We start from the raw sequence: 19,610 nt of genomic DNA on the forward strand, positions 1-19,610 counted from the left end.
CCATGTCCGAACCTCTCCGCGTCGGCCTGATCGGGGCCGGCTATATCGCAACCTGGCACGCCGATGCGCTTGCCGCCACGCCCTCCGCCACCGTCGCGGCGGTCTGCGATTTGTCCGAGCCCGCCGCCCGCGGCATGGCCGAGGCCTATGGCGCCCAGCCCTTCACCAGCGTCGAGGCGCTGATCGAGAGCGGGCTCTGCGAGGCGGTGCACATCCTCACCCCGCCACAGCTTCACAAGCCGCTGGCGATCCAGTGCCTCGAGGCCGGGCTGCACGTGCTGGTTGAGAAGCCGGTGGCGGAAAGCGCCGAAGACACGCGCGAGATCCTTGCCGCCGCCCAGGCCGCAGACAAGCGCTTCCATGCCGGGCACAACTTCCTCGGCCTGCCGTCCTACGTGCGACTCAAGGAGATGATGCTGCATGGCGATCTGGGCCGGGTCTCGGCCTGCGAGATCAGCTATGCGCTGCCGCTGTCGCCGCTGCGCTCGGGCCCGTTCAACCTGTGGCTTCTGCGCGCGCCGAAAAACCTACTGCTCGAGGTCGGTCCGCACCTGATGGCCTTCGCCGTCGATCTCTTCGGCACGCCCGAGATCACCTTTGCCGAGGCCAGCAAGCCGGTCGACCTGCCCGGCAATGATCCGCGCCCGCAGGCCTTCCGCATCCTCGCCCGCGCCGGCGAGGTCGAGATCACCCTCACCGTCTCGCTGGTCGAGACGCAGGACGATCGCTCGGTGACGCTGCGCGGCTCCTCGGGGCGGGCGCGGCTCGACTTCGCCTCGGATGTGCTGATCCTCGAGCGCGAAAACAGCTCCGACCTGATCGTGAACCCGCTGCGCAAGCAGCTCGACCTCGGCTGGCAGCACCTGCGCGAGGGCAGCGTCAACGCCTGGCGGCAGGCGGTCTCGCTGAACCAGAAAGGTCCCTACGCGCTGAGCTTCCGCGGCATGGACGCGGCGCTTTACCAGGACATGAGCAAGGCGCAGGACGCCCGGTTCAGCGGCGAAAGCGCGGTCACGGTGATGCAGGCGCTCGACGACGCGCTGGCGCTGCTGCCGCCCGAGACGCTGGCGGTGAAGGCCCCGGCGGTGCAGACCCGCCAGCCGAAACCCACGGCCATGGTGATCGGCGGCACCGGCTTCATCGGGCGCGCGCTGACCCGGCGGCTGGTGGCCGACGGCCATGACGTGCGGGTGCTCTCTCGCGGTCGCTCCGGCCCCTTCCCCGACCTGCCCGATCAGGTCGAGACGGTGGGCGTCTCGCTGCACGATCTCGACGGGCTCACGGAGGCGATGCAGGGCATCGACGTGGTCTTCAACCTCGCCAAGTCGATGGACAAGACCTGGTCGGAGGCGCTGATCAACGACGTGGGCGTCGCCACGCGCATCGGCATGGCCTGCGAAAAGGCCGGCGTGAAGCGTCTGGTCTATACCGGCACCATCGCGAGCTACGACATGTCGGATGGCAGCCAGACCATCACCGAGGACACGACCTTCCCCGACGACATGACCGACCGCAACCTCTATGCCCGCTCCAAGGCCGAGTGCGAGCGCCAGCTGATGAAACTCCATCGCGAGCGCGGCCTGCCGCTGACCATCGCGCGGCCCGGCATCGTGGTGGGCCATGGCGGCCCGCTGCAGCATTGGGGCATCGGGCGCTGGCACGGTGCCGGCGCGGTGCGGATCTGGGGGCCGGGCGACAACATCCTGCCCTTCGTGCTGATCGATGACGTGGCCGACGGGCTGGTGCGGATGGCGGCGCGGCCCTCGGCGGTGGGTGAGAGCTTCAACCTGATCGGCGAGCCGATGCTCTCGGCGCGCGGCTATTTCGCGGCCATCCACGAGGCACTTGGCGCCCGCATCCGGGTGAGCAGCGGCAACCTCACCGCCTTCTACCTGTCGGACGCGGTGAAGTACGGGCTGAAGAAATACGCCCTGCGCAAGCACGGCGTGGTGCGCCCGTCGCTGGCTGACTGGAAGAGCCGGGCGCATTTCTCCCCCTTCGCCAACGACAAGCCGAAGGCGATGCTCGACTGGGTGCCCGAGACCGACCGCGCCGCCTTTGTCCGCAAGGCGATCACCGAGGCCAACCTGATCGGGTTCTAGGCTTCGGATCTGCGCATCGCGCCTGTCGCCGGCGGCGGAACATGCATGTCATGGCGGATCTAGCGGAAGGCCGGCCCGTGCGCCCAGATCGTCATCGAGTGGCGCTCGCCGGCCTCGACCGGGGTCACCCGGTGCAACAGGTATGAGGGAAACAGCGTGGCGCTGCCCCGCGCGCGCTCGGCCTCGACGGTGTGCGCCGATGGCATCACCTCGAGCGCGCCGCCGCGATAGGCCCCGGGCTCGGAGAGCTGCACCACCATGGTCAGCTTGCGGCGCGCGGCAAGCCGGCCGTCACCGACATCGGAATGCCAGCTGAAATGGCCCTGCCGCTCGGCCCCGTAACGCGCCACCTGCGCGCTCTCGTCGAAGGCATCAAGGTCGAAGCCATAGACCGCGCGGTTGGCCTGACGCACCAGCTCGATGATCTTTTCCATCACCCACTCGGCGCCGGCGACGTCGTCGAGCCAGACCAGATCGGCGCGGCGCAGGTTGTGATCCTGATTGCGGCCCACGAGCCGTGCATCAGCGCTGTGCGCAGTGCGGGACAGGTCGATGATGCGGTCGCAGTCGATCTCGGAAAAGGCGGCGGGAATCCGGTGAACGGTGAGCATGGGCGGGGCCTTTGGCTGAACAAGCGCCTGCTCTAGCGCGCCGCCGGCCGCGATCTGCGCCATTCGCGACAGGACGGGCGAAATGCGACCTTTTCCTTCGTCCGCCGCAAGGCCATACCCACGGGCATGAGCAGATCCGACCTCGCCGCCTTCGAAGAGATGGCCCAGCGCGCCATCGAGAGTTTTCCCGAACCGTTCCGCAGGAGCGCGGCGGAGGTGCTCGTGGAGGTTGTCGACTGGCCGCCCGAAGACGTGCTGACCGAGATGGAGGTCGACAACCCTCTCGATCTGACGGGGCTTTACGAGGGCATCCCGCTGACCGAGCGCTCGGTGAGCGATCCCTCGCCCTGGCCGGACCGCGTCTGGCTGTTCCGCGAACCGATTCTCGCGGAATGGCGCGACCGCGGCGATATCGCGCTCGAGGATCTGGTGATCCATGTCACCGTGCACGAGTTCGCGCATCACTTCGGCTGGTCTGACGACGACATCGCCACGATCGACCGGTGGTGGGAGTGAGCATCGGCCCGGGCAAAGCCCGGCAAAGGCTCCGGGGAAGCGTTTGAGATGCGAGCGGGCCGAGCCCAGCGCCCGCGTCCCAGCGCGGGCGCGCCGTGCGCAGGGTCGGGTCGCGAAGCGATCCCGACCGCGGCACCCGGTGGCCATGCTTGATGCATGATCGCCACCCGCGTCCCAGCGCGGGCGCGCCGTGCGCAGGGTCGGGTCGCGAAGTGATCCCGACCGCGGCATCCGGTGGCCATGCCGGGCACGCCCGCCAGCGCGGCCCTTTAACCCTCGTGAAACTTTAACCTTGGTGTAACCCGCGCCCCGACCGCCACCTCAGCTCGGATCGCGCCAGCGGTTGACGATGGGATAGCGCCGGTCGAGCCAGAACGCCCGCTTCGACAGGCGCGCGCCGGGGGCCGACTGGAAGCGCTTGTATTCCGAGATGTAGAGCAGGTGCTCGACCTTCTTGGCATCGGCGCGGTCATAACCCGCCGCGACGCAATCGGCGATCGAGCCGTCATCGTCGACAAGGATCTGCAGAATGCCGTCGAGCACCGGGTAGTCGGGCAGCGAGTCGCTGTCCTTCTGGTCGTCGCGCAGCTCGGCCGAGGGTGGCTTGGTGATGATGCGCTCGGGGATCGGCGCCGCCTCGGGGCCCATCATCCACGGTCGCGCATTGGCATTGCGCCAGCGGCAGATATCGAAGACGCGGGTCTTGTAGAGATCCTTGATCGGGTTGTAGCCGCCCGACATGTCGCCGTAGATCGTGGCATAGCCCACCGCCACCTCGGACTTGTTGCCGGTGGTCAGCAGCATCTCTCCGAACTTGTTCGACATCGCCATCAGTAGCAGCCCGCGCAGGCGCGACTGGATATTCTCCTCGGTGAGGTCGGCATCGCGGCCCTCGAAGAGCGGCGCAAGCGTCTCGGTGATGGCGTCGCGGCCCGGGGTAATCGGAACGAAATCGTAATGGCAGCCGAGGTTTTCTGCGCAGGCCTTGGCATCCTCGAGCGAATGCTCCGAGGTGTATTCCGACGGCAGCATCACGCAGCGCACGTTTTCGGCCCCCAGCGCATCCACAGCGATGGTCGCCACCAGCGCCGAGTCGACGCCGCCCGACATGCCCAAGAGCACCTTGCCGAAGCCGGTCTTGCGGCAATAGTCACGCAGGGCCAGCACCATGGCGTGGTAATCCTGCTCCATTGCGTCGGGATGGGTGGTGAAATCGCCCTCGAGCGCACGCCAGCCATCCTCGGTGCGCTCGAGATCGACGTGCGCGATGGCCTCCTCGAAGACCGGAAGCTGCAGCGCCACCGCACCGTGCGGGTTCAGCACGAAGGAGCCGCCGTCGAAGATCTGGTCGTCCTGCCCGCCCACCATGTTGAGGTAGATCAGCGGCAGGCCGGTCTCGACCACGCGGGCGATCATCTTGTTGAGCCGGGTCTCGTACTTGTTGCGGAAATAGGGCGAGCCGTTGGGGACCAGCAGGAACTCGGCCCCGGTCTCGGCCAGCGTCTCGGCCACGTCCTCGTACCACGCGTCCTCGCAGATCGGCGAGCCGATGCGGGTGTTGCCCACCGCGTAGGGGCCGCCAATCGGGCCGCTGTCGAAGATCCGCAGCTCATCGAACACGTTGTAGTTCGGAAGGTGATGCTTGAAGACCTGCGTCACCATCTTGCCGCCGCGGCAGATGATGTAGGCGTTGTAAAGCTCGGTGCCCTCGACCCATGGGCACCCGATGCCGAGGCTCGGACCGTCGGCGCAGTCTTCCGCCAGCGCCTTGACCGCCGCCATGCAGTCGAGCGTGAAGGCGTGCTTCATCGGCAGGTCCTGCGCGTTGTAGCCGGCGATGAACATCTCGGGCAGCGCCACCATGTCGGCCCCGGCGGCCTTGGCCTGCTCCCAGGCGTCCTTCGCCTGCGCGGCGTTGCCGGCGAGGTCTCCCATGGTGGGGTTCAGCTGCGCGATGGTCAGGCGGAAGCGATCGGCCATGTGCCCTGTTCCTTTCAGTCACATCCTCGTGCCGACATAGCAGAACCACGCCGGAGGAAAAGCGGGCCGGGCAAAAGAGATTGTCACGTTGCAGGGGCTTGGATACGGTTCGGGCAGATCAAGGGGGCCATCCGGCAGGGTACGACACATGACACGCGCAGGCAGAAAACTCGCTGCCGTCGCCGCCATTCTGGCGTTCGCCGGAACCGCGCTGGCGCAGGACAGCGACGAGATCATCACCAAGCAGTTCGACGATGGCGGGGTCTACGAGGGCACCTTCCGCGACGGGCTGCGCCACGGCTCCGGCACCTACCGCCTGCCCAACGGATTCGAGTATTCCGGCGCTTGGGTCGAGGGCGAGATCACCGGCGAGGGTACCGCCCGCTATCCCAGCGGCGCGGTCTACGAGGGCCAGTTCGCCAAGGGCAAGCCCGAGGGCGTCGGTCGCATCGTGCTGGGTGACGGCAGCGTCTACGAGGGCTCGTGGCTCGACGGCAAGATCACCGGCAAGGGCGTGATCCGCTACGCCAACGGTGCCCGCTACGAGGGCTCGTTCCGCAATGCGCTGCACCACGGGCGCGGCGTGATGACCACGCCGGACGGCTATCGCTACGAGGGCGACTGGGTGAACGGAATCGAGGAAGGCAACGCCTCGATCACCTATCCGGACGGCTCGGTCTACGAGGGTCGGGTCGCCAACGGCAAGCGGTCCGGCCAGGGCACGCTGACGATGGCGGACGGGCTGGTCTACGAGGGCATGTGGCGCGACGGCCAGCAGGACGGTCAGGGCAAGCTCAGCCTGCCCAATGGCGATGTCTACGAGGGCGAGCTGGTCGATGGCCGCCGCGAGGGGCAGGGCAAGGAGACCTATGCCAACGGCGACGTGTACGAGGGCGAATTCAACAACGACCAGCGGCAGGGCTATGGCAGCTTCACCGGGGCCGACGGCTACCGGCTCGAGGGCAACTGGGTGGCGGGCCAGATCGAGGGGGACGGCCGCGTGACCTATCCCGACGGCTCGGTCTACGAAGGCGAGATCCGTGGCGACCTCGCCAACGGGCGCGGCAAGACCACCTATCCGGACGGCTCGACCTACGAGGGCGACTGGGTCGATGGCGTGATCGAGGGCAGCGGCCGGGCCACCTATCCCAACGGCGTGGTCTACGAGGGTGAGTTCAGCAACGCGCGCTACAACGGAACGGGCAAGATCACCTATCCTGACGGCTACACCTACGAGGGCGACTGGCAGGACAACCAGCGCCACGGCGAGGGCACGGCCACCTATGCCGACGGCGCGGTCTATACCGGCGATTTCCGCGAGGACCAGCGCCACGGGCAAGGCACCATCGTGATGCCCGACGGCTTCCGCTACGAGGGCCAGTGGATGAACGGCAGTTTCGAGGGCGAGGGCATTGCCACCTATGCCAACGGGGACGTCTACGAGGGCATGTTCAGGGACGGCAAGCGGCAGGGCGAAGGCGTTCTGCGCTATGCCACCGGCGAGCAGGCCGAGGGCAACTGGATCAACGGCGTCCTGACCACGGCGACCCCGGTTCAGACCGATGCGCCGGACGAGACCGGCGAGACGGACGAGACCGAGGCCCCAGCGCCGAGCGACAACTGATCCCGAAGCGACGCCGGCCTAGCCACGGCAGCGTGGCACCCCCATGCGGATGAGATCCGCCCCGCTGAGCGTGACATAGCCGTGAGTGACAAAACGCGCCCGGCTCAGGAACCAATGGCGCAGCTGGGGCGGGTAATGTGCCGCCATGCGACGCGACCAGTAGTCGAACCGATCATAGCGGATCGGTTCGTAGAGATAGGTCGGACCGTGAAAGCCGAACGACGTTCCGGACCGCACGCAGACATTCCCGGCACCGAGATACAGCGTGCAAGACGAGAGGCAGTAGTCGCCCCGGATCTCGACCCGCACCCCGCTGGCACGCAGCTGACGCACCTCGGCCAGCCGAGGTCGCAGCCGCCCGCCGCCGTCATCGCCCACCACCCGCACGGGCCCGGCATAGGCGGCGTGTTGCGGCGCGGCCTGACCCGGCATCGCCGCGAGCAGGCCCGCAAGGAGCGTGAGAACGGATAGCATCGGGCCGAAGAGACCGGTCATGGCGGAGAATCCTTTGCGAGGGCGTCGCCAGAGGTCTCCCGGATTCGGTTTAAGAACCGGTTGAGAGACGATTTTGCCGCGCTCCGGGACGGAAACCCCGGCCACAGCCGCGCGCACATTGACGATCGCTGCGCAACGCGCACAAGCTGTCGGCATGAGCGAGACACTGACCGACACCGCTCCCGCGGCGCCTCCGCAACGGGAAAAGCTCAGCCTGCATGACTGGCTGCACGCGCTCTGGGGCACGTGGCAGCGCATGGACGAGCGCAATCTCGGTCTGATCTCGGCCGGGGTGGCGTTCTACGCCTTCCTGTCGCTGTTCCCCGCCATCTCTGCGGTGATCGCGATCTGGGGCTACTGGGCCGATCCGGTGGCGATCTCCGAGCAGATGGAGCTGCTGCGCGAGATGATGCCCGAACAGGCCTATGTGCTGCTCGAGACCCAGATCACCCAGCTTATCTCGGCCAATCGCTCGACCCTGCAATGGGCCTCGATCATCTCGATCGTCGTGGCCCTCTGGTCATCGCGCGCCTCGATCGCCGCGCTGATCCGTGGGCTGAACGCGGTCAGCGAAGCGCCGCACCGCGAGAACGCCATCCGCCGCATCGCGGTGGCCTTCCTGCTCACGGTGCTGCTGGTCTTCACCGCGCTGGTCGCCTTTGCCGCCGTGGTGATCCTCCCGGCAGCGATCGCCTTCATCGGCCTGCCGATGCATGTGGAGATCGCCGTGAGCCTGGTCAAATGGCTGATCCTGCTGGCGGTGGTGTTCTTCGCCATCGCTCTGCTCTATCGCTACGGCCCCAACCGCCGCAGCCGGCGCATGCGCTGGTTCACCCCCGGCGCGCTTCTGGCGTTGCTCTCCTGGGCGGCGGGATCGGTGGCGCTGACGATCTACATGCGCAACGTGGACCGCCTCAACGAGGTCTATGGCTCGCTCGGTGCGGTGGTGGCGCTGCTGCTGTGGTTCTATGTCAGCGCGCTGGTCACGTTGCTTGGCGCCCAGCTGAACGGCGAACTCGACAAGCGCCGCAAGAAAAACGCTGAAATTTCCTAGTCCTCGCGGAACAACCCCAGAGGGTCGGCGTTCTGTTCTCAAGGACGCCTGTTTCGTCCTGTCCCTTCGCGGGCCGTGTCCCTGTCCCGACTATCCCAAGCGGCCCGCACCTGTCCCCGCCCCGCTCTCCCCCCGGAGAGCGGGGTTTTTCTTCGCCCGATGCCCGGACACGAAAAAACCCGACGGGCAATGGCCCGACGGGTGAACCGTGGTCGCCGGTGAGGCCGTTTCAGGCCTGTCCGAAGATCGGCTTGGCGGACACGGAGGTGTCCCCCAGAATATCGAACAGGCGCAGCAGGATCAGCGTGACCGGGATGGCGACGATGCCACCCAGCGGGCCCCAGAACCAGAGCCAGAAGATCAGCGACACGAAGATCAGGAATGGGTTGATCTGCACATGCCGGCCGATCAGCGTCGGCGTCACGAACTGCGCCTCGGTCATGTTGCAGCACAGGTAGATCGCCATCGGCGCAAAGGTCATCAGGCCATCATAGTTGACCACACCCGCCAGCAGCAGCCCCGCAGCGAGCGCCGCCGGTCCGAGATAGAGCACGAAGTTCAGCAGCATCGCGGCGATGCCCCAGACCACCGCCCCGGGCAGGCCGAGCAGCATCAGCGCGGTGCCAACGGCGATGCCAAGCCCGGCATTGACCACCGAGATGGCGGCAAAATACTTCGACACCATCGCCTCGGCATCGCAAAACCGCTCGAGCAGCTTGGGCGTATCCATGCCAGTGCCGATCTTGGCCGAAATGTATCGGTAGATCTCGTTGCGGGTGAGCAGGAAGAAAAATAGCCCGCCGAGGAAGATCAGCATCTGCGCGAGGATCTGCGGGGCCAGGAACATGGCATCCGTCAGGCCCGGGATGTCGGCGGCCTCCTTCTGCTCGCCACCGCTGCCAAGCGCCGCCTCGACCTCCTTGTTCATCTCGTCGAAGCCCTGGATCAGGCCCTGGTATTCGATGAACAGCTTGCGGATCTCGTACTTGATCGAGGGCAACCGGTCGATCAACGTGGTGATGTAGGGCTCGACCAGATAGGCGAGCGCGCCGATTGCAAAGAAGATGCCGATGATCAGCCCCATCGCCACCAGCCCGCGTGGCAGGCCCAGCCGTTCCAGCCGGTCCGCGAGCGGAGCAAAGATCACCCCGGTCACGATGGCCAGCGTCAGCGGCGCAAAGATGTCTTGGGCTACCTTGAGCCCAAATAGCAGCACGCCAGACGCCATGATCACCGTCGAGACGCGCAGCACGGTGTCGGAGACGATGGCTGGCCTTTTCATGCGAGGACAACTTCGGCTGACGGGCTTTGTTCCTTCAGGCTGACTGTATTTCGCGCTACATTGACGCGATACGATCTCGTCCTGCCCGCTGGAAGCGTCAGAAACGGCACGATGCCGGCAAAGCGCTGCCCCGGCGGGGAACCGCGGGCGCTGTCGAAGCGTTGGATGCGGCAACAGGAAGGGCCAGAAGGCATGGATGCGCAGAGTGGACACCAGCCGGTGGGCGAAATCGTCGACCGGCTTGATGCCGTCGTGAAGCGGGACAACGTCTCGCTGCGCGACCTGTTCGAGGAATTCGGCGAGAGCTCGTTCCTCCCCGCTCTGATGGTTCCGTCCCTGCTCGTGGTCTCGCCGCTTTCGGGAATTCCGCTTTTCTCATCGGTCTGCGGCCTGACCATCGCCTTCATCTCGGCCCAGATGCTGATCTCGCGCAAACACCTGTGGTTGCCCGACATGCTGATGAGGATGAAGATCGACGGGCCGAAGGCGCGGACCGCTGTGCAGAAGATGAGAGGGGTCGGCGCCTGGATCGACCGGCACAGCCGTCACAGGCTTCCGGTCTTCCTGACGGCGCCAATGCGGAAATGGCTGCAGCTGCTCTGCATGCTCTGTGGTTTCGCGATGCCGTTCCTCGAGATCGTGCCGTTCTCGTCGTCGCTGCTCGGCAGCGCCGTGACGCTGCTCGCCACCGCGATGCTGGCCCGAGATGGCCTGTTCGCCCTGCTTGGCAGCATCGCGATTGCAACGGCTGCGCTGGTGCCGGTCGGCGTGATCGGGGCGATATAGAGACGAATCTGCCAGAATAGAGACGCCTGGCAGCGTCAGACCAGCGCGACGATGTTCAGAACGAACACGGTGATGAACCCGACTCCGACAAGCCAAAGGAACAACCGCGTGGCGCGATTTCCGTCGCGGCGGTCCTGCGGCGTCTCCTCGCGGTGAACCGGTCGGTCGCTGGCACCCGCATCACCGGGGCCGGCGCGGACATCACGGGGACGGCTCGGGGGGTCTTTCATGTCGGCGTCTGGCTTGGTCATCCAATGGCCTCTTGAAATGTATTCCAAGACAAACCCTTACAGCCCCCTGCCGGTTCCGAGTGACCTCGCGTCTTGGCAATCGCACCAGCCTTCCTCGCCGAACTGGAAACTGCGGGAGCCAGCCGGAACGAACTGCTCGCCTCGCGCCACCATGCGCGTGACCTTGGCCTCGTCGGCGTCAAGATCGAGCACCGCGAAGTCGTTCTCCTGCCCGCGCAAGCGCGTCGACAGTCCGGTGCCGACATGGATCTGCAGAACCTGCGCACCGTGCTTGCGCGACAGGAAGGGCTCGGCCCGCCAACGGTGAAGGTGACCCGAGAGCACCAGATGCGCGCCGCACTCCGCCAGTTGCTCTATGGCCTTCTCGGCCTTGGGCATCAGGCTTTTCTTCACGTCCTGGTCCTGCTCGAACGGGTGATGCGCCAGCACCACGCGGATCGCCTCGTCGCTGTCCGAGAAGATCTTGCATGCGTTGCGCATCTGCCGCCAGCGGATCCGTCCACGCTGCCAACGGTACTGATCGACGGTGTTCAACCCGACCGCCACAAAGCCGTCGCCGCGATGAACCGGGAAGAGGTCGTTGCAGATATGGTCTCTGTACCGCCTGAAAGGCCGCATCAAGCGCAGCCAGAGATTGTCGAGCGAGATGTCGTGATTGCCAGGCACCGCCAGCCAGGGCGCCTCGAACCGGTCGAGGAAGGCGCGCGCGTCGCGATACTGGCTGTTGCGCGCACGCTGGGTGAAATCGCCTGTCACCGCCACGAGATCCGCCTGCGTGGCGTTGACCGCATCGACCAGAGGGTCGAGCAATTCCACATCGGTGCGACCGAAATGCAGGTCGGAGATATGAACGATACGGGTCATTCGGTGGCCCGGCCCTCCGGCACCATCACCCGCAGCGGCGCATCGCGCAGACGGATGCGGATCGGTGTCTCCATCAGGGCCTTTTCGCCATCCCGCGCCACCAGCGTGCGCTTGCGGCCGGTGTGGATGGTGATGTCACGCGCGGTTTGAAGATCGAAATCAGAGCCCTTCTGCGCCGCGCCGCCGGCCAGTTTCAGGGCTGTGCGCACCAGATCAATGCTTCGCTCGCCCTTGGCGGTGAACAGTGCGAAGCGCCCATCGCGGATCGCATCGGCCCCGTCGAGGTTGAAGCGCTCAAGCTGATAGGCGCTGTTGGCCACGAAGGCGAGCGGTGTGCGCAGTTTCATCTCGCGACCATCGAGCGTCAGCCGGAGCTTCAGCGGGCGGCGGAACCCGGTCAACGCCAGAAGCACCGACCAGTAAGCCGCGAGCCGCGACCGGCCCCAGCGATTGTAGATGCTCTCGCGGCGATGCAGGATCAGCGGATAGACTCCGAGGCTGGCATTGTTGAGGAAGACCTCGCCATTGACCTCGCCCAGCGGCATGTCGTGCAACCTCCCCGAGGCGAGCACGTCGATGGCGCCTTCCATGTCCTCTGGAATGTCGAGGCCACGCGCGAAGTAATTGAAGGTGCCCTGCGGGATCACCCCCATCGGCACGCCCGCATCATGGCTGGCGGCTGCCACAGCGGCGATGGTGCCGTCGCCCCCCGCCGCGACCAGCATGTCTGCGCCGCTCTCCTCGAGCGACTTTCGTGCGAAGGCGACCATGTCGTCGCCACTCTCCAGTACCGCGATTTTCGAGGCTATACCAGCCTCGTCGAGCAAGGCAGAGAGACGGGCGCGCCGATCGCCCTCGGCATGATCGCCGGAGCGTTCGTTCAGAATGATACAGACGTTGCGGACGGCAGGCACCGTGACCTCCACTTGAAACCGTTGGTTAACGCCCCGGGTTAAGGCCGGTTCCCCTGCCCAGAGAAAAGGCAAGCCGGGCCGTCTCGCGGAAATTTCAGTTTCGGCAGGGCGACGGAATGGATCGAATCGTCTAGCATCGACCACTCACCGGTGGATCGGAGGAGGGTCTGCCGGGCCTACAGCACAGAGGATACCGACAGAACATGGCTCATAGCCCAGTTCCCCGCAGCGCCGTGATCGTTGCGCATGGCAGCCCGTCAGACCCGGAGTCGCAGGAGGTGGCGCTCCGCGCTCTGGCGAGCAGCGTCGAGGCCCACATGGACGGCTGGCGGATCGGCAGCGCGACACTGGCCGCGAAGGGCCGGCTCGAAGCCGAGATCGGCGAACTCGGGAGGCCTCTGATCTACCCGTTCTTCATGGCGCGGGGCTGGTTCACCGGGCAGGTGCTGGCCAAGAAGGCGCGCGAGCTCGGCCTGCGGATGCTGGAGCCGTTCGGTGTCGAGCCCGGGCTTGTCGCCTGCGCCCGGACCGAGCTGCATGCGCAGCTCGCGCAGAAGGGCTGGGAGGCGTCCGAGACCGCGCTGGTGGTCGCCGCGCATGGCAGCGCGATCTCGCGCACCAGCGCCGACAGCGCCTACGGCTTTGCGCGCGCGCTGCATTCTGGAATGGGCTTCACCGCAACACGCACCGGGTTCATCGAACAACCGCCGTTTCTCAAGGACGTGGCGCAAGGGCTCGGTCAGGCGATCTGCCTGCCCTATTTCGCGCAGCAATCGGGTCACATGGAAGACGATGTGCCCGCCGCGCTCGCCGCCGCCGGCTTCGACGGCCCGATGCTTCCGCCCTTCATCGCCTGGACCGACACACCGGCCCTGATCGCCGGCAGCATCGAGCGGCAGGGCGCCGCGCTCGAGACCGAGGCATCCTGAGCTCTCGCTCTTATCAAACCACGCAAAAGGGCCGCCCAACCGGGCGGCCCTTGGCATTTCCGGCTCGGAACCGGCTGTAGGCGCGCGCGTAGTGCTTCGCCGTCGCCTTTATAATTTCAATGGATTAGATGACCCTTTGCGCACAAAGGATTTCGTGGACTACGCACAAAGGTTTTCGCGGTCAGACCATCACCCGCAACCGCTACTGGTAGTGCCTCATCCTTTCCGAAGTCTACTCTTTTCACAGCGAGGATGGAAGCGCAGTTGCTCCTCGCAGCAGTTTCCCTCTTTTCACGAGAAGTGGCAGAATACACTCATTGGCTGCGCGCGTCAGTTGCGCAGGAGCTTCCTGCCTTGCGACGCGCATCCTCACGCCTTGCGGCGACCTCGCTACCATTTGGAAGAAAAGGGTGGGAAGCTGTCATTCGCTGCGTCCGCACAAAAGGCCAAATCTCTGGATGCCGTCTCTCCAGGTTCGGGTAAGGCACCGTTCGCTGGATCAGCGGGCCGCGATAGCGGCCCGCGGTCAGTCCTACCAGGCGTTGTAGCCGAGGTATTTCCCGGACATCTCGATCTTGACCCGGTCGCCTTTCGGGTTCGCGACCCGCTCGACCGTCATGTCGAAGTCGATCGCGGACATGATGCCGTCGCCGAACTTCTCGTGGATCAGCGCCTTGATAGTGGGGCCATAGACGCCGACGATTTCGTAGAGGCGGTAGATGCAGGGGTCGGTCGGCACGGTCTGCTCCCAGACCTTTGTGGGGCTTTCGACCATGGCGTCGATGGCCTCTTCCGGCAGGTCGAGCAGGACGACGAGCGCCTTGGCCTTCTCTTCGGTGAAAGCGTTCATTCCCATTGCGGCGGAATGCGTCCAGACCGGAGACATCCCGATTTTCTCGGCGATGCCTTCCCAGGTCAGCCCGGCCTTCTTCTTGGCGCGGATTATCAGGACGGTGACGTCTTCCTTGGTGAGGTCTTGGGTCAGTGACAGGTCTTTCATGATAGTCCTCCGAGGTTGGGTCAGCCGACCAGTTGGGCGGCAAGGGTGAGGCAGAGCACGGCGAGGATCGCCGAGACGGACTGCCAGAAACGGACGGGATTGCGTTCGGCCAGGGGCACGTGCCGCGTGGCGCTCCAGGTGGCGCCGGGGCGGGTGAGGTCGGTCACGAACTCTGACAGTGCGTCGTAGCGGCGCAAGGGGTCGGGATGGGTGGCGCGGCGCAGGGCTTCGTCCATCCAGGCGGGCACAGGGCTGTCGTCGTCACGGGCCGGAGAATAGGTCAGCCGCATCTGGTCCCGGCGATTGCTGATGCGTGCGACCTGCGTGCCATAGGGCAGCCGGCCGGTCAGCATCTCGTAGGCGATTGCGCCCAGGGCGTATTGGTCCGAACGCCAGCTGATCGGATCGCCCGAGAAATACTCCGGGGCGGTATATTGGTAGGTGCCCGGAAGGTCTCCCAGCATACCTGGCATTGCTTCCTCCACCCCGGCGACGGAGGTCGAGCCGAGGTCGATGATCTTCACGGTGCCGATGTCGTCTATCATGACGTTCTCGGGCCGGAGGTCCTGATGCACCATCTCGCGCCGGTGAAAAGCCCGCAGGCCGGCGGCGATCTGGCCGATGATGTCGCGCACCTGATCGAGCGTCGGGCGTGGGTTGTCCGTCATCCACTGTCGTAGGGTCACGCCGGGGGCGAACTCTGTCACAACGTAGAGCGCGGTGCGCCTCTCCGGCGTGTCGGCGGCGCGGAGCACATGTGATGAGCTGATCCGCCGGGCGATCCATTCCTCGAGCACGAAGCGACGCAGATAGTCGACGTCGAGGGCGGTATCGGTCGCGGGGATCTTCAACGCGACCCGTTGGCCGTCGGGGGCGGTGGCGAGAAAGACATGACTGCGCGCAGTCGCGTGAATCTGGCGTTCGATGCGGAAGCCGTCGATCACGTCCCCGGACTTCGGCAGAGGCGGCACCGGCAGGCGCGGCGCGTCGATGTCCAGATCGACAGAACCGGTTGGCAGGCCGTCGATACGGACGATCTGCACCGTGAGATTGTCCTGGCTTCCAGCGACGCGCGCTACATCCGCGAGATAGCGTGCAGCCTCGTCGAGGGTCGACGCCTCCAGAGCCTGCCGCAGCTTGGTGGCGGTGATGAACTCGTGCACGCCGTCCGTGGTCAGGAGGAAGATGTCCCCCGGCTTCAGCGGCACGCGGCTGTAGTCTATATCGACGGTCTGCTCTGCTCCCAGAGCGCGGCCGAGATAGCTTTCATCCGCAGACAGGGTGACACGGTGATCTTCGGTCAGCGGCTCAAGGCTCGCGCCGGAGAGGCGACTGATGCGGCTGTCGCCGACATGGCAGATGTGGCCTTCGCGGCCCTTCAGGATCAGCGCCGAGAGGGTGCAGACGCGGCCCGCATTCACATCCTCGACCGAGGTGTTCTGCCCATGGAGCCAAGCGTTGGTGGCAGCGATCACCCGGGTTGCGGCGGTTTTGACCGTCCATGCATCCGGGGTCGCGTAGTAATCGGTCAGGAGGGATTTGACCGCGGTCTCCGCCGCGTCGCGGCTGACCTTCGAGGATGAAATCCCGTCGGCGACGGCGAGGGTGATGCCCTTCAGGGCGAGGCTTGACCCCTCGGGGATCAGCGCGCCGTGGAAATCCTGGTTCTCCGGTTTGGCGCCGGCATCGGAATACTGGCCGATCGTAACCGCAAGGGTCGCGGGGGCGTTGGTATCCTTGGGCATGTCACTCTCCGGAACGGAAAATGGCCCCGCTTGCGCGGGGCCAGGACAGGGAGGTTTATTCCGCGGGGACGCCTGCGACGTCGTCGTTGCGGTTTGCATTGCGCTTCGGGCTTTCGCGGAAGTGCGTTGCGTAGATCATGGCGCCCACGAAGGTCAGGCCACCGACGAGGTTACCCAGAACGACGGGGATCTCGTTGTAGATGAAGTAGTCTGCCCAGGTGAACTGGCCGCCCAGCATGATGCCCGAGGGGAACAGGAACATGTTCACGATCGAGTGCTCGAAGCCGAGGTAGAAGAAGACCAGGATCGGCATCCACATCGCCATGATCTTGCCCGAGGTGGAGGTCGACATCATTGCGGCGACGACGCCGGTGGAGACCATCCAGTTGCACAGGATTGCGCGGACGAAGACGGTCAGCAGGCCTGCGCCGCCGGCAGCGGCATAGCCGAGCGTCCGGGCTTCGCCGATGGTGCCGATCTTCTGACCAACGGCGTTCGGTTCAGCCGAGAAGCCGGTGGTGAAGACAACGGCCATCAGGATGGCGGTAGTCATTGCGCCGGCGAAGTTGCCGGTGAAGACGAGGCCCCAGTTGCGGAACACGCCGCCCCAGGTGCAGCCCGGACGCTTCGCGATGACGGCCAGCGGGGCCAGGGTGAACACGCCGGTCAGCAGGTCGAAGCCCATGAGGTAGAGCAGGCAGAAGCCGACCGGGAAGAGCAGCGAGGCCACAAGGAAGTTGCCGGTGTTGACAGCGATGGTCACGGCGAAAGCTGCCGCGAGGGCCAGAATGGCGCCGGCCATGAAGGCGCGGATCAGGGTGTCCTTGGTGGACATGAAGATTTTGGATTCGCCGGCGTCGACCATTTTGACCGCGAATTCCTTAGGGGTAACATACGACATTTCTCGTATTCCTTTCAGAGAGTTGCAGGACCTGAGGTCAGGCGCCAGAATAAAGGGACGTGTTCAGGTTCAAGTAGATGTCCCGACCGTCGAGACGGACGGGGAAGGTTGCGGACCGGCCCTCATCGGCGCCCTGCGCCGAACCTGTGGAGAGCGAGATGACCCAGTTGTGCAGGGGGCAGGTCACGCAACCGTCGTGCACGATCCCCTGGCTAAGCGGCCCGTTCTTGTGCGGGCAGTTGTCTTCGAGAGCGAAGATTTCGTCGGCGGCGGTGCGGAAGACGGCGATCTTGGTGTCGCCGTTTTCGACGCAGCGGGCGCCCTGTTGCGGGATGTCGTCGATGGTGCCGATCAGGCGCCAGTCGAGATCATTTTGAGACATGGCATTCATTCTGCGGGCTCCATCTTGGTGGTTGCGGGCTTGCCGAAGACGGCCATCGGGTTGAACTCGTGCTTGTCGACGCCAGAGACGCGCTCGGACCAGGGATCGGTCTGGGAGTTTTCCTGGGAGATGACGAAGCGGTCGTAGTAGGCGCGGCGCGAGGCGAGATCGTCGAAGATCGCGGCCTTCACGGTGTCGTAGCCGACGCGGTCTGCCCACTTGTAGACCCGCTCAAGGTAGAAGCCCTGCTCGCGATACATCTGGGTCAGGGCGCCCGCGATCTCGAGGACCTCTTCCTCGGTCTTCACGGTGCCCAGCTCCGTCGTGCCCTGAATGTGCAGGCCCGCCGCGCCGCCGTAGACGATCTGATAGCCGCTATCGACGCAGATCACGCCAATGTCCTTGCAGGTGGCTTCCGCGCAGTTCCGCGGGCAGCCGGTCACGGCCAGCTTGACCTTCGCGGGCGTCCACGATCCCCAGAGGAACTTCTCGAGCTTGATGCCGAGGCCGGTGCTGTCCTGCGTCCCGAAGCGGCACCAGGTCGACCCGACGCAGGTCTTCACCGTGCGCAGACCCTTGGCATAGGCGTGGCCGGAAACGAGGCCCGCGTCGTTCAGATCAGACCAGACGGCGGGCAGGTCTTCCTTCTTGACGCCCAGCAGGTCGATCCGCTGGCCACCCGTGACTTTCACATCCGGGATGTTGAACTTGTCGACGACATTGGCGATGGCGCGCAGTTCGTCGGCAGAGGTCATCCCGCCCCACATCCGCGGAACGACGGAATAGGTGCCGTCCTTCTGGATGTTCGCGTGCACGCGTTCGTTGATGAAGCGCGACTGCTGGTCGTCCCTGTATTCGGTCGGCCAGTCGGACAGCAGGTAGTAGTTCAACGCCGGGCGGCACTTGGCGCAGCCGTTGGCGGTGGCCCATTCCAGTTCCTGCATGACCGCGGGGATCGACTTCAGCCCCTTCGCGACGATCAGGCGGCGAACCTCGCCGTGGCCAAGTGTCGTGCAGCCGCACATGCCTTCGGCTTTCTTCTCGAAGCTGTCCCCAAGGGTCAGCGCGATGACGCTTTCGACCAGACCGGTGCAGGTTCCGCAGGAGGCAGACGCCTTGGTGTGTGCCCGAACCTCGGCCAGCGAGGTCAGGCCCTTCTCGTTGATCGCATCGACGATCTTTCCCTTGAAGATGCCGTTGCAGCCGCAGATTTCCGCATCGCTCGACAGGTTGGCCACGGCGGCCAGCGGATCGGCGGCAACGCCGCCCCCCTGGTGCGCCTGGCCGAAGATCAGCGTATCGCGGAGCTCGCTGACATCTTCGCCCGATTTCAGGAACTCGTTGAACCACATGCCATCGGCCACATCGCCGTAAAGCACGGCACCGATCACGCGGTTGTCCTTCAGGATGACCCGCTTGTAGCTGCCGCGTGCGGCGTCACGCAGGACGACATCTTCACGGTCCGGGCCGTCGCCGAAATCGCCGACGGAATAGAGGTTGATGCCGGTCACCTTGAGCTTGGTCGGCGTCTCGGCATGGGCAAAGGCGGCGGCCTCCCCGGTCAGGGTCGCTGCGGCGACCTTCGCCATCTGGTAGAGCGGTGCGACCAGGCCGTAGACCATGCCGCCGACCTCGACGCATTCGCCGACAGACAGGATGTCCGGATCGGAGGTGCGCATCTGCGCGTCGGTGACAATGCCCCGACCGACCTCAAGACCGCTGTCCTTGGCGAGTGCGGTGTTCGGGCGGATGCCGACAGCCATGACGACGAGGGACGCGTCGATGACCTCGCCATCTTCCAGCTCGACACCTTCGACCTTGTCCATGCCGAGGATCAGCTTGGTGTTGGCGCCACAGCGGACGTCGATCCCGCGACCTTCCAGTTCCTTCTGGAGCAGGTAGCCTGCGGCCGGGTCCAGCTGGCGCTCAAGCAGGGTCGGCATCAGGTGCAGGACAGTGACGTCCATGCCCTGCGCCTTTAGACCGGCGGCGGCTTCCAAACCAAGAAGGCCACCGCCAATCACCACGGCGCGCCCGCCACGGCTTGCCGCGGCCTGTCAATCGGCAGCCAATCGTGACCCCCTATCGGCATCCAAAAATGACCCCCTTGGAGCGCCCGGGTAGCTGGCCCGATGCGGTGTAGCCCTCACACAGCGCAGCCGTATCGGGCCAGC

Annotated in this window: 17 protein-coding genes and 1 pseudogene; 6 read left to right on the forward strand and 12 right to left on the reverse strand. The window is 65.5% G+C overall.

From position 1 onward, the window contains the following. The first annotated feature begins 2 nt into the window (after positions 1 to 2). Positions 3 to 2,102, forward strand: a complete 2,100-nt coding sequence (locus JF542_RS10635) for an NAD-dependent epimerase/dehydratase family protein (protein WP_207075817.1) — start codon at positions 3 to 5, stop codon at positions 2,100 to 2,102. 59 nt (positions 2,103 to 2,161) lie between these two features. Here the strand turns inward: JF542_RS10635 and JF542_RS10640 are convergent, their stop codons facing one another. After that, positions 2,162 to 2,713: a 2OG-Fe(II) oxygenase gene (locus JF542_RS10640; RefSeq protein WP_207075818.1), complete on the reverse strand. Its 552-nt coding sequence runs from the start codon at positions 2,711 to 2,713 to the stop codon at positions 2,162 to 2,164. Positions 2,714 to 2,839: 126 nt separating this feature from the next. Here JF542_RS10640 and JF542_RS10645 point away from each other — a divergent pair, with 126 nt between their 5' ends. Next, positions 2,840 to 3,229, forward strand: a complete 390-nt coding sequence (locus JF542_RS10645) for a metallopeptidase family protein (protein ID WP_207075819.1) — start codon at positions 2,840 to 2,842, stop codon at positions 3,227 to 3,229. A gap of 321 nt (positions 3,230 to 3,550) precedes the next feature. On the opposite strand, the gene JF542_RS10650 is transcribed toward JF542_RS10645, so the two are convergent. Then, positions 3,551 to 5,209: an NAD+ synthase gene (locus JF542_RS10650; protein WP_007795445.1), complete on the reverse strand. Its 1,659-nt coding sequence runs from the start codon at positions 5,207 to 5,209 to the stop codon at positions 3,551 to 3,553. A gap of 148 nt (positions 5,210 to 5,357) precedes the next feature. Between JF542_RS10650 and JF542_RS10655 the strand changes: the two genes are divergently transcribed. Then, positions 5,358 to 6,833: an MORN repeat-containing protein gene (locus JF542_RS10655; RefSeq protein WP_207075820.1), complete on the forward strand. Its 1,476-nt coding sequence runs from the start codon at positions 5,358 to 5,360 to the stop codon at positions 6,831 to 6,833. An 18-nt stretch (positions 6,834 to 6,851) separates the two neighbouring features. Here the strand turns inward: JF542_RS10655 and JF542_RS10660 are convergent, their stop codons facing one another. Then, entirely contained in the window at positions 6,852 to 7,328 is a 477-nt protein-coding gene (locus tag JF542_RS10660) for a hypothetical protein (RefSeq protein ID WP_207075821.1), read from the reverse strand. A 154-nt stretch (positions 7,329 to 7,482) separates the two neighbouring features. Between JF542_RS10660 and JF542_RS10665 the strand changes: the two genes are divergently transcribed. Continuing rightward, entirely contained in the window at positions 7,483 to 8,382 is a 900-nt protein-coding gene (locus tag JF542_RS10665) for a YihY/virulence factor BrkB family protein (protein WP_207075822.1), read from the forward strand. A 229-nt stretch (positions 8,383 to 8,611) separates the two neighbouring features. Here JF542_RS10665 and JF542_RS10670 read toward each other — a convergent pair whose 3' ends face one another. After that, positions 8,612 to 9,664, reverse strand: a complete 1,053-nt coding sequence (locus tag JF542_RS10670) for an AI-2E family transporter (protein WP_207075823.1) — start codon at positions 9,662 to 9,664, stop codon at positions 8,612 to 8,614. A gap of 192 nt (positions 9,665 to 9,856) precedes the next feature. On the opposite strand from JF542_RS10670, the gene JF542_RS10675 reads away from it, so the two are divergent. Beyond that, complete coding sequence (locus tag JF542_RS10675) at positions 9,857 to 10,450, forward strand: exopolysaccharide biosynthesis protein (RefSeq protein ID WP_007795459.1); 594 nt, start codon at positions 9,857 to 9,859, stop codon at positions 10,448 to 10,450. Positions 10,451 to 10,485: 35 nt separating this feature from the next. Here JF542_RS10675 and JF542_RS10680 read toward each other — a convergent pair whose 3' ends face one another. The 3 genes from JF542_RS10680 to JF542_RS10690 are packed head-to-tail and all read right to left on the reverse strand — an operon-like array spanning position 10,486 to position 12,479. Further along, a complete protein-coding gene (locus JF542_RS10680) occupies positions 10,486 to 10,701 on the reverse strand; it encodes a hypothetical protein (RefSeq protein WP_007795462.1) in 216 nt (71 codons plus the stop codon). A gap of 36 nt (positions 10,702 to 10,737) precedes the next feature. Further along, positions 10,738 to 11,565: a metallophosphoesterase family protein gene (locus JF542_RS10685; protein ID WP_207075824.1), complete on the reverse strand. Its 828-nt coding sequence runs from the start codon at positions 11,563 to 11,565 to the stop codon at positions 10,738 to 10,740. Further along, complete coding sequence (locus JF542_RS10690; RefSeq protein WP_340689153.1) at positions 11,562 to 12,479, reverse strand: diacylglycerol/lipid kinase family protein; 918 nt, start codon at positions 12,477 to 12,479, stop codon at positions 11,562 to 11,564. The genes JF542_RS10685 and JF542_RS10690 overlap by 4 nt, the downstream gene beginning before the upstream one ends. A gap of 203 nt (positions 12,480 to 12,682) precedes the next feature. Between JF542_RS10690 and JF542_RS10695 the strand changes: the two genes are divergently transcribed. Next, the gene (locus JF542_RS10695; protein ID WP_207075826.1) at positions 12,683 to 13,408 is read left to right on the forward strand and encodes a CbiX/SirB N-terminal domain-containing protein; all 726 of its coding nucleotides are present in this window, start codon (positions 12,683 to 12,685) and stop codon (positions 13,406 to 13,408) included. 532 nt (positions 13,409 to 13,940) lie between these two features. Here JF542_RS10695 and cynS read toward each other — a convergent pair. The 5 genes and pseudogenes from cynS to nirB all read right to left on the reverse strand — a co-directional run. Continuing rightward, complete coding sequence (gene cynS / locus JF542_RS10700) at positions 13,941 to 14,408, reverse strand: cyanase (protein ID WP_207075827.1); 468 nt, start codon at positions 14,406 to 14,408, stop codon at positions 13,941 to 13,943. A gap of 20 nt (positions 14,409 to 14,428) precedes the next feature. After that, entirely contained in the window at positions 14,429 to 16,153 is a 1,725-nt protein-coding gene (locus JF542_RS10705; protein WP_207075828.1) for a bifunctional protein-serine/threonine kinase/phosphatase, read from the reverse strand. Positions 16,154 to 16,208: 55 nt separating this feature from the next. Continuing rightward, positions 16,209 to 17,054, reverse strand: a complete 846-nt coding sequence (locus JF542_RS10710) for a formate/nitrite transporter family protein (RefSeq protein WP_207075829.1) — start codon at positions 17,052 to 17,054, stop codon at positions 16,209 to 16,211. Between the two features lie 37 nt (positions 17,055 to 17,091). Next, positions 17,092 to 17,436 carry a nitrite reductase small subunit NirD gene (gene nirD / locus JF542_RS10715; RefSeq protein ID WP_242533711.1) on the reverse strand — a complete coding sequence of 115 codons (345 nt, stop codon included), beginning with the start codon at positions 17,434 to 17,436 and terminating at the stop codon, positions 17,092 to 17,094. A 5-nt stretch (positions 17,437 to 17,441) separates the two neighbouring features. Beyond that, positions 17,442 to 19,487 (reverse strand): annotated as a pseudogene (gene nirB / locus JF542_RS10720) (nitrite reductase large subunit NirB); the annotation flags it as partial. Positions 19,488 to 19,610: the final 123 nt, after the last annotated feature.

The sequence above is a fragment of the Salipiger bermudensis genome, from assembly GCF_017309175.1.
Lineage (GTDB): Bacteria > Pseudomonadota > Alphaproteobacteria > Rhodobacterales > Rhodobacteraceae > Salipiger > Salipiger bermudensis.

What these genes read in the sequence shown, in the direction of transcription:
- JF542_RS10635 (WP_207075817.1), top strand. Translation starts at nt 3, where the DNA reads ATGTCCGAACCTCTCCGCGTCGGCCTGATCGGGGCCGGCTATATCGCA.
- JF542_RS10640 (WP_207075818.1), bottom strand. Translation starts at nt 2,713, where the DNA reads ATGCTCACCGTTCACCGGATTCCCGCCGCCTTTTCCGAGATCGACTGC.
- JF542_RS10645 (WP_207075819.1), top strand. Translation starts at nt 2,840, where the DNA reads ATGAGCAGATCCGACCTCGCCGCCTTCGAAGAGATGGCCCAGCGCGCC.
- JF542_RS10650 (WP_007795445.1), bottom strand. Translation starts at nt 5,209, where the DNA reads ATGGCCGATCGCTTCCGCCTGACCATCGCGCAGCTGAACCCCACCATG.
- JF542_RS10655 (WP_207075820.1), top strand. Translation starts at nt 5,358, where the DNA reads ATGACACGCGCAGGCAGAAAACTCGCTGCCGTCGCCGCCATTCTGGCG.
- JF542_RS10660 (WP_207075821.1), bottom strand. Translation starts at nt 7,328, where the DNA reads ATGACCGGTCTCTTCGGCCCGATGCTATCCGTTCTCACGCTCCTTGCG.
- JF542_RS10665 (WP_207075822.1), top strand. Translation starts at nt 7,483, where the DNA reads ATGAGCGAGACACTGACCGACACCGCTCCCGCGGCGCCTCCGCAACGG.
- JF542_RS10670 (WP_207075823.1), bottom strand. Translation starts at nt 9,664, where the DNA reads ATGAAAAGGCCAGCCATCGTCTCCGACACCGTGCTGCGCGTCTCGACG.
- JF542_RS10675 (WP_007795459.1), top strand. Translation starts at nt 9,857, where the DNA reads ATGGATGCGCAGAGTGGACACCAGCCGGTGGGCGAAATCGTCGACCGG.
- JF542_RS10680 (WP_007795462.1), bottom strand. Translation starts at nt 10,701, where the DNA reads ATGACCAAGCCAGACGCCGACATGAAAGACCCCCCGAGCCGTCCCCGT.
- JF542_RS10685 (WP_207075824.1), bottom strand. Translation starts at nt 11,565, where the DNA reads ATGACCCGTATCGTTCATATCTCCGACCTGCATTTCGGTCGCACCGAT.
- JF542_RS10695 (WP_207075826.1), top strand. Translation starts at nt 12,683, where the DNA reads ATGGCTCATAGCCCAGTTCCCCGCAGCGCCGTGATCGTTGCGCATGGC.
- cynS (WP_207075827.1), bottom strand. Translation starts at nt 14,408, where the DNA reads ATGAAAGACCTGTCACTGACCCAAGACCTCACCAAGGAAGACGTCACC.
- JF542_RS10705 (WP_207075828.1), bottom strand. Translation starts at nt 16,153, where the DNA reads ATGCCCAAGGATACCAACGCCCCCGCGACCCTTGCGGTTACGATCGGC.
- JF542_RS10710 (WP_207075829.1), bottom strand. Translation starts at nt 17,054, where the DNA reads ATGTCGTATGTTACCCCTAAGGAATTCGCGGTCAAAATGGTCGACGCC.
- nirD (WP_242533711.1), bottom strand. Translation starts at nt 17,436, where the DNA reads ATGTCTCAAAATGATCTCGACTGGCGCCTGATCGGCACCATCGACGAC.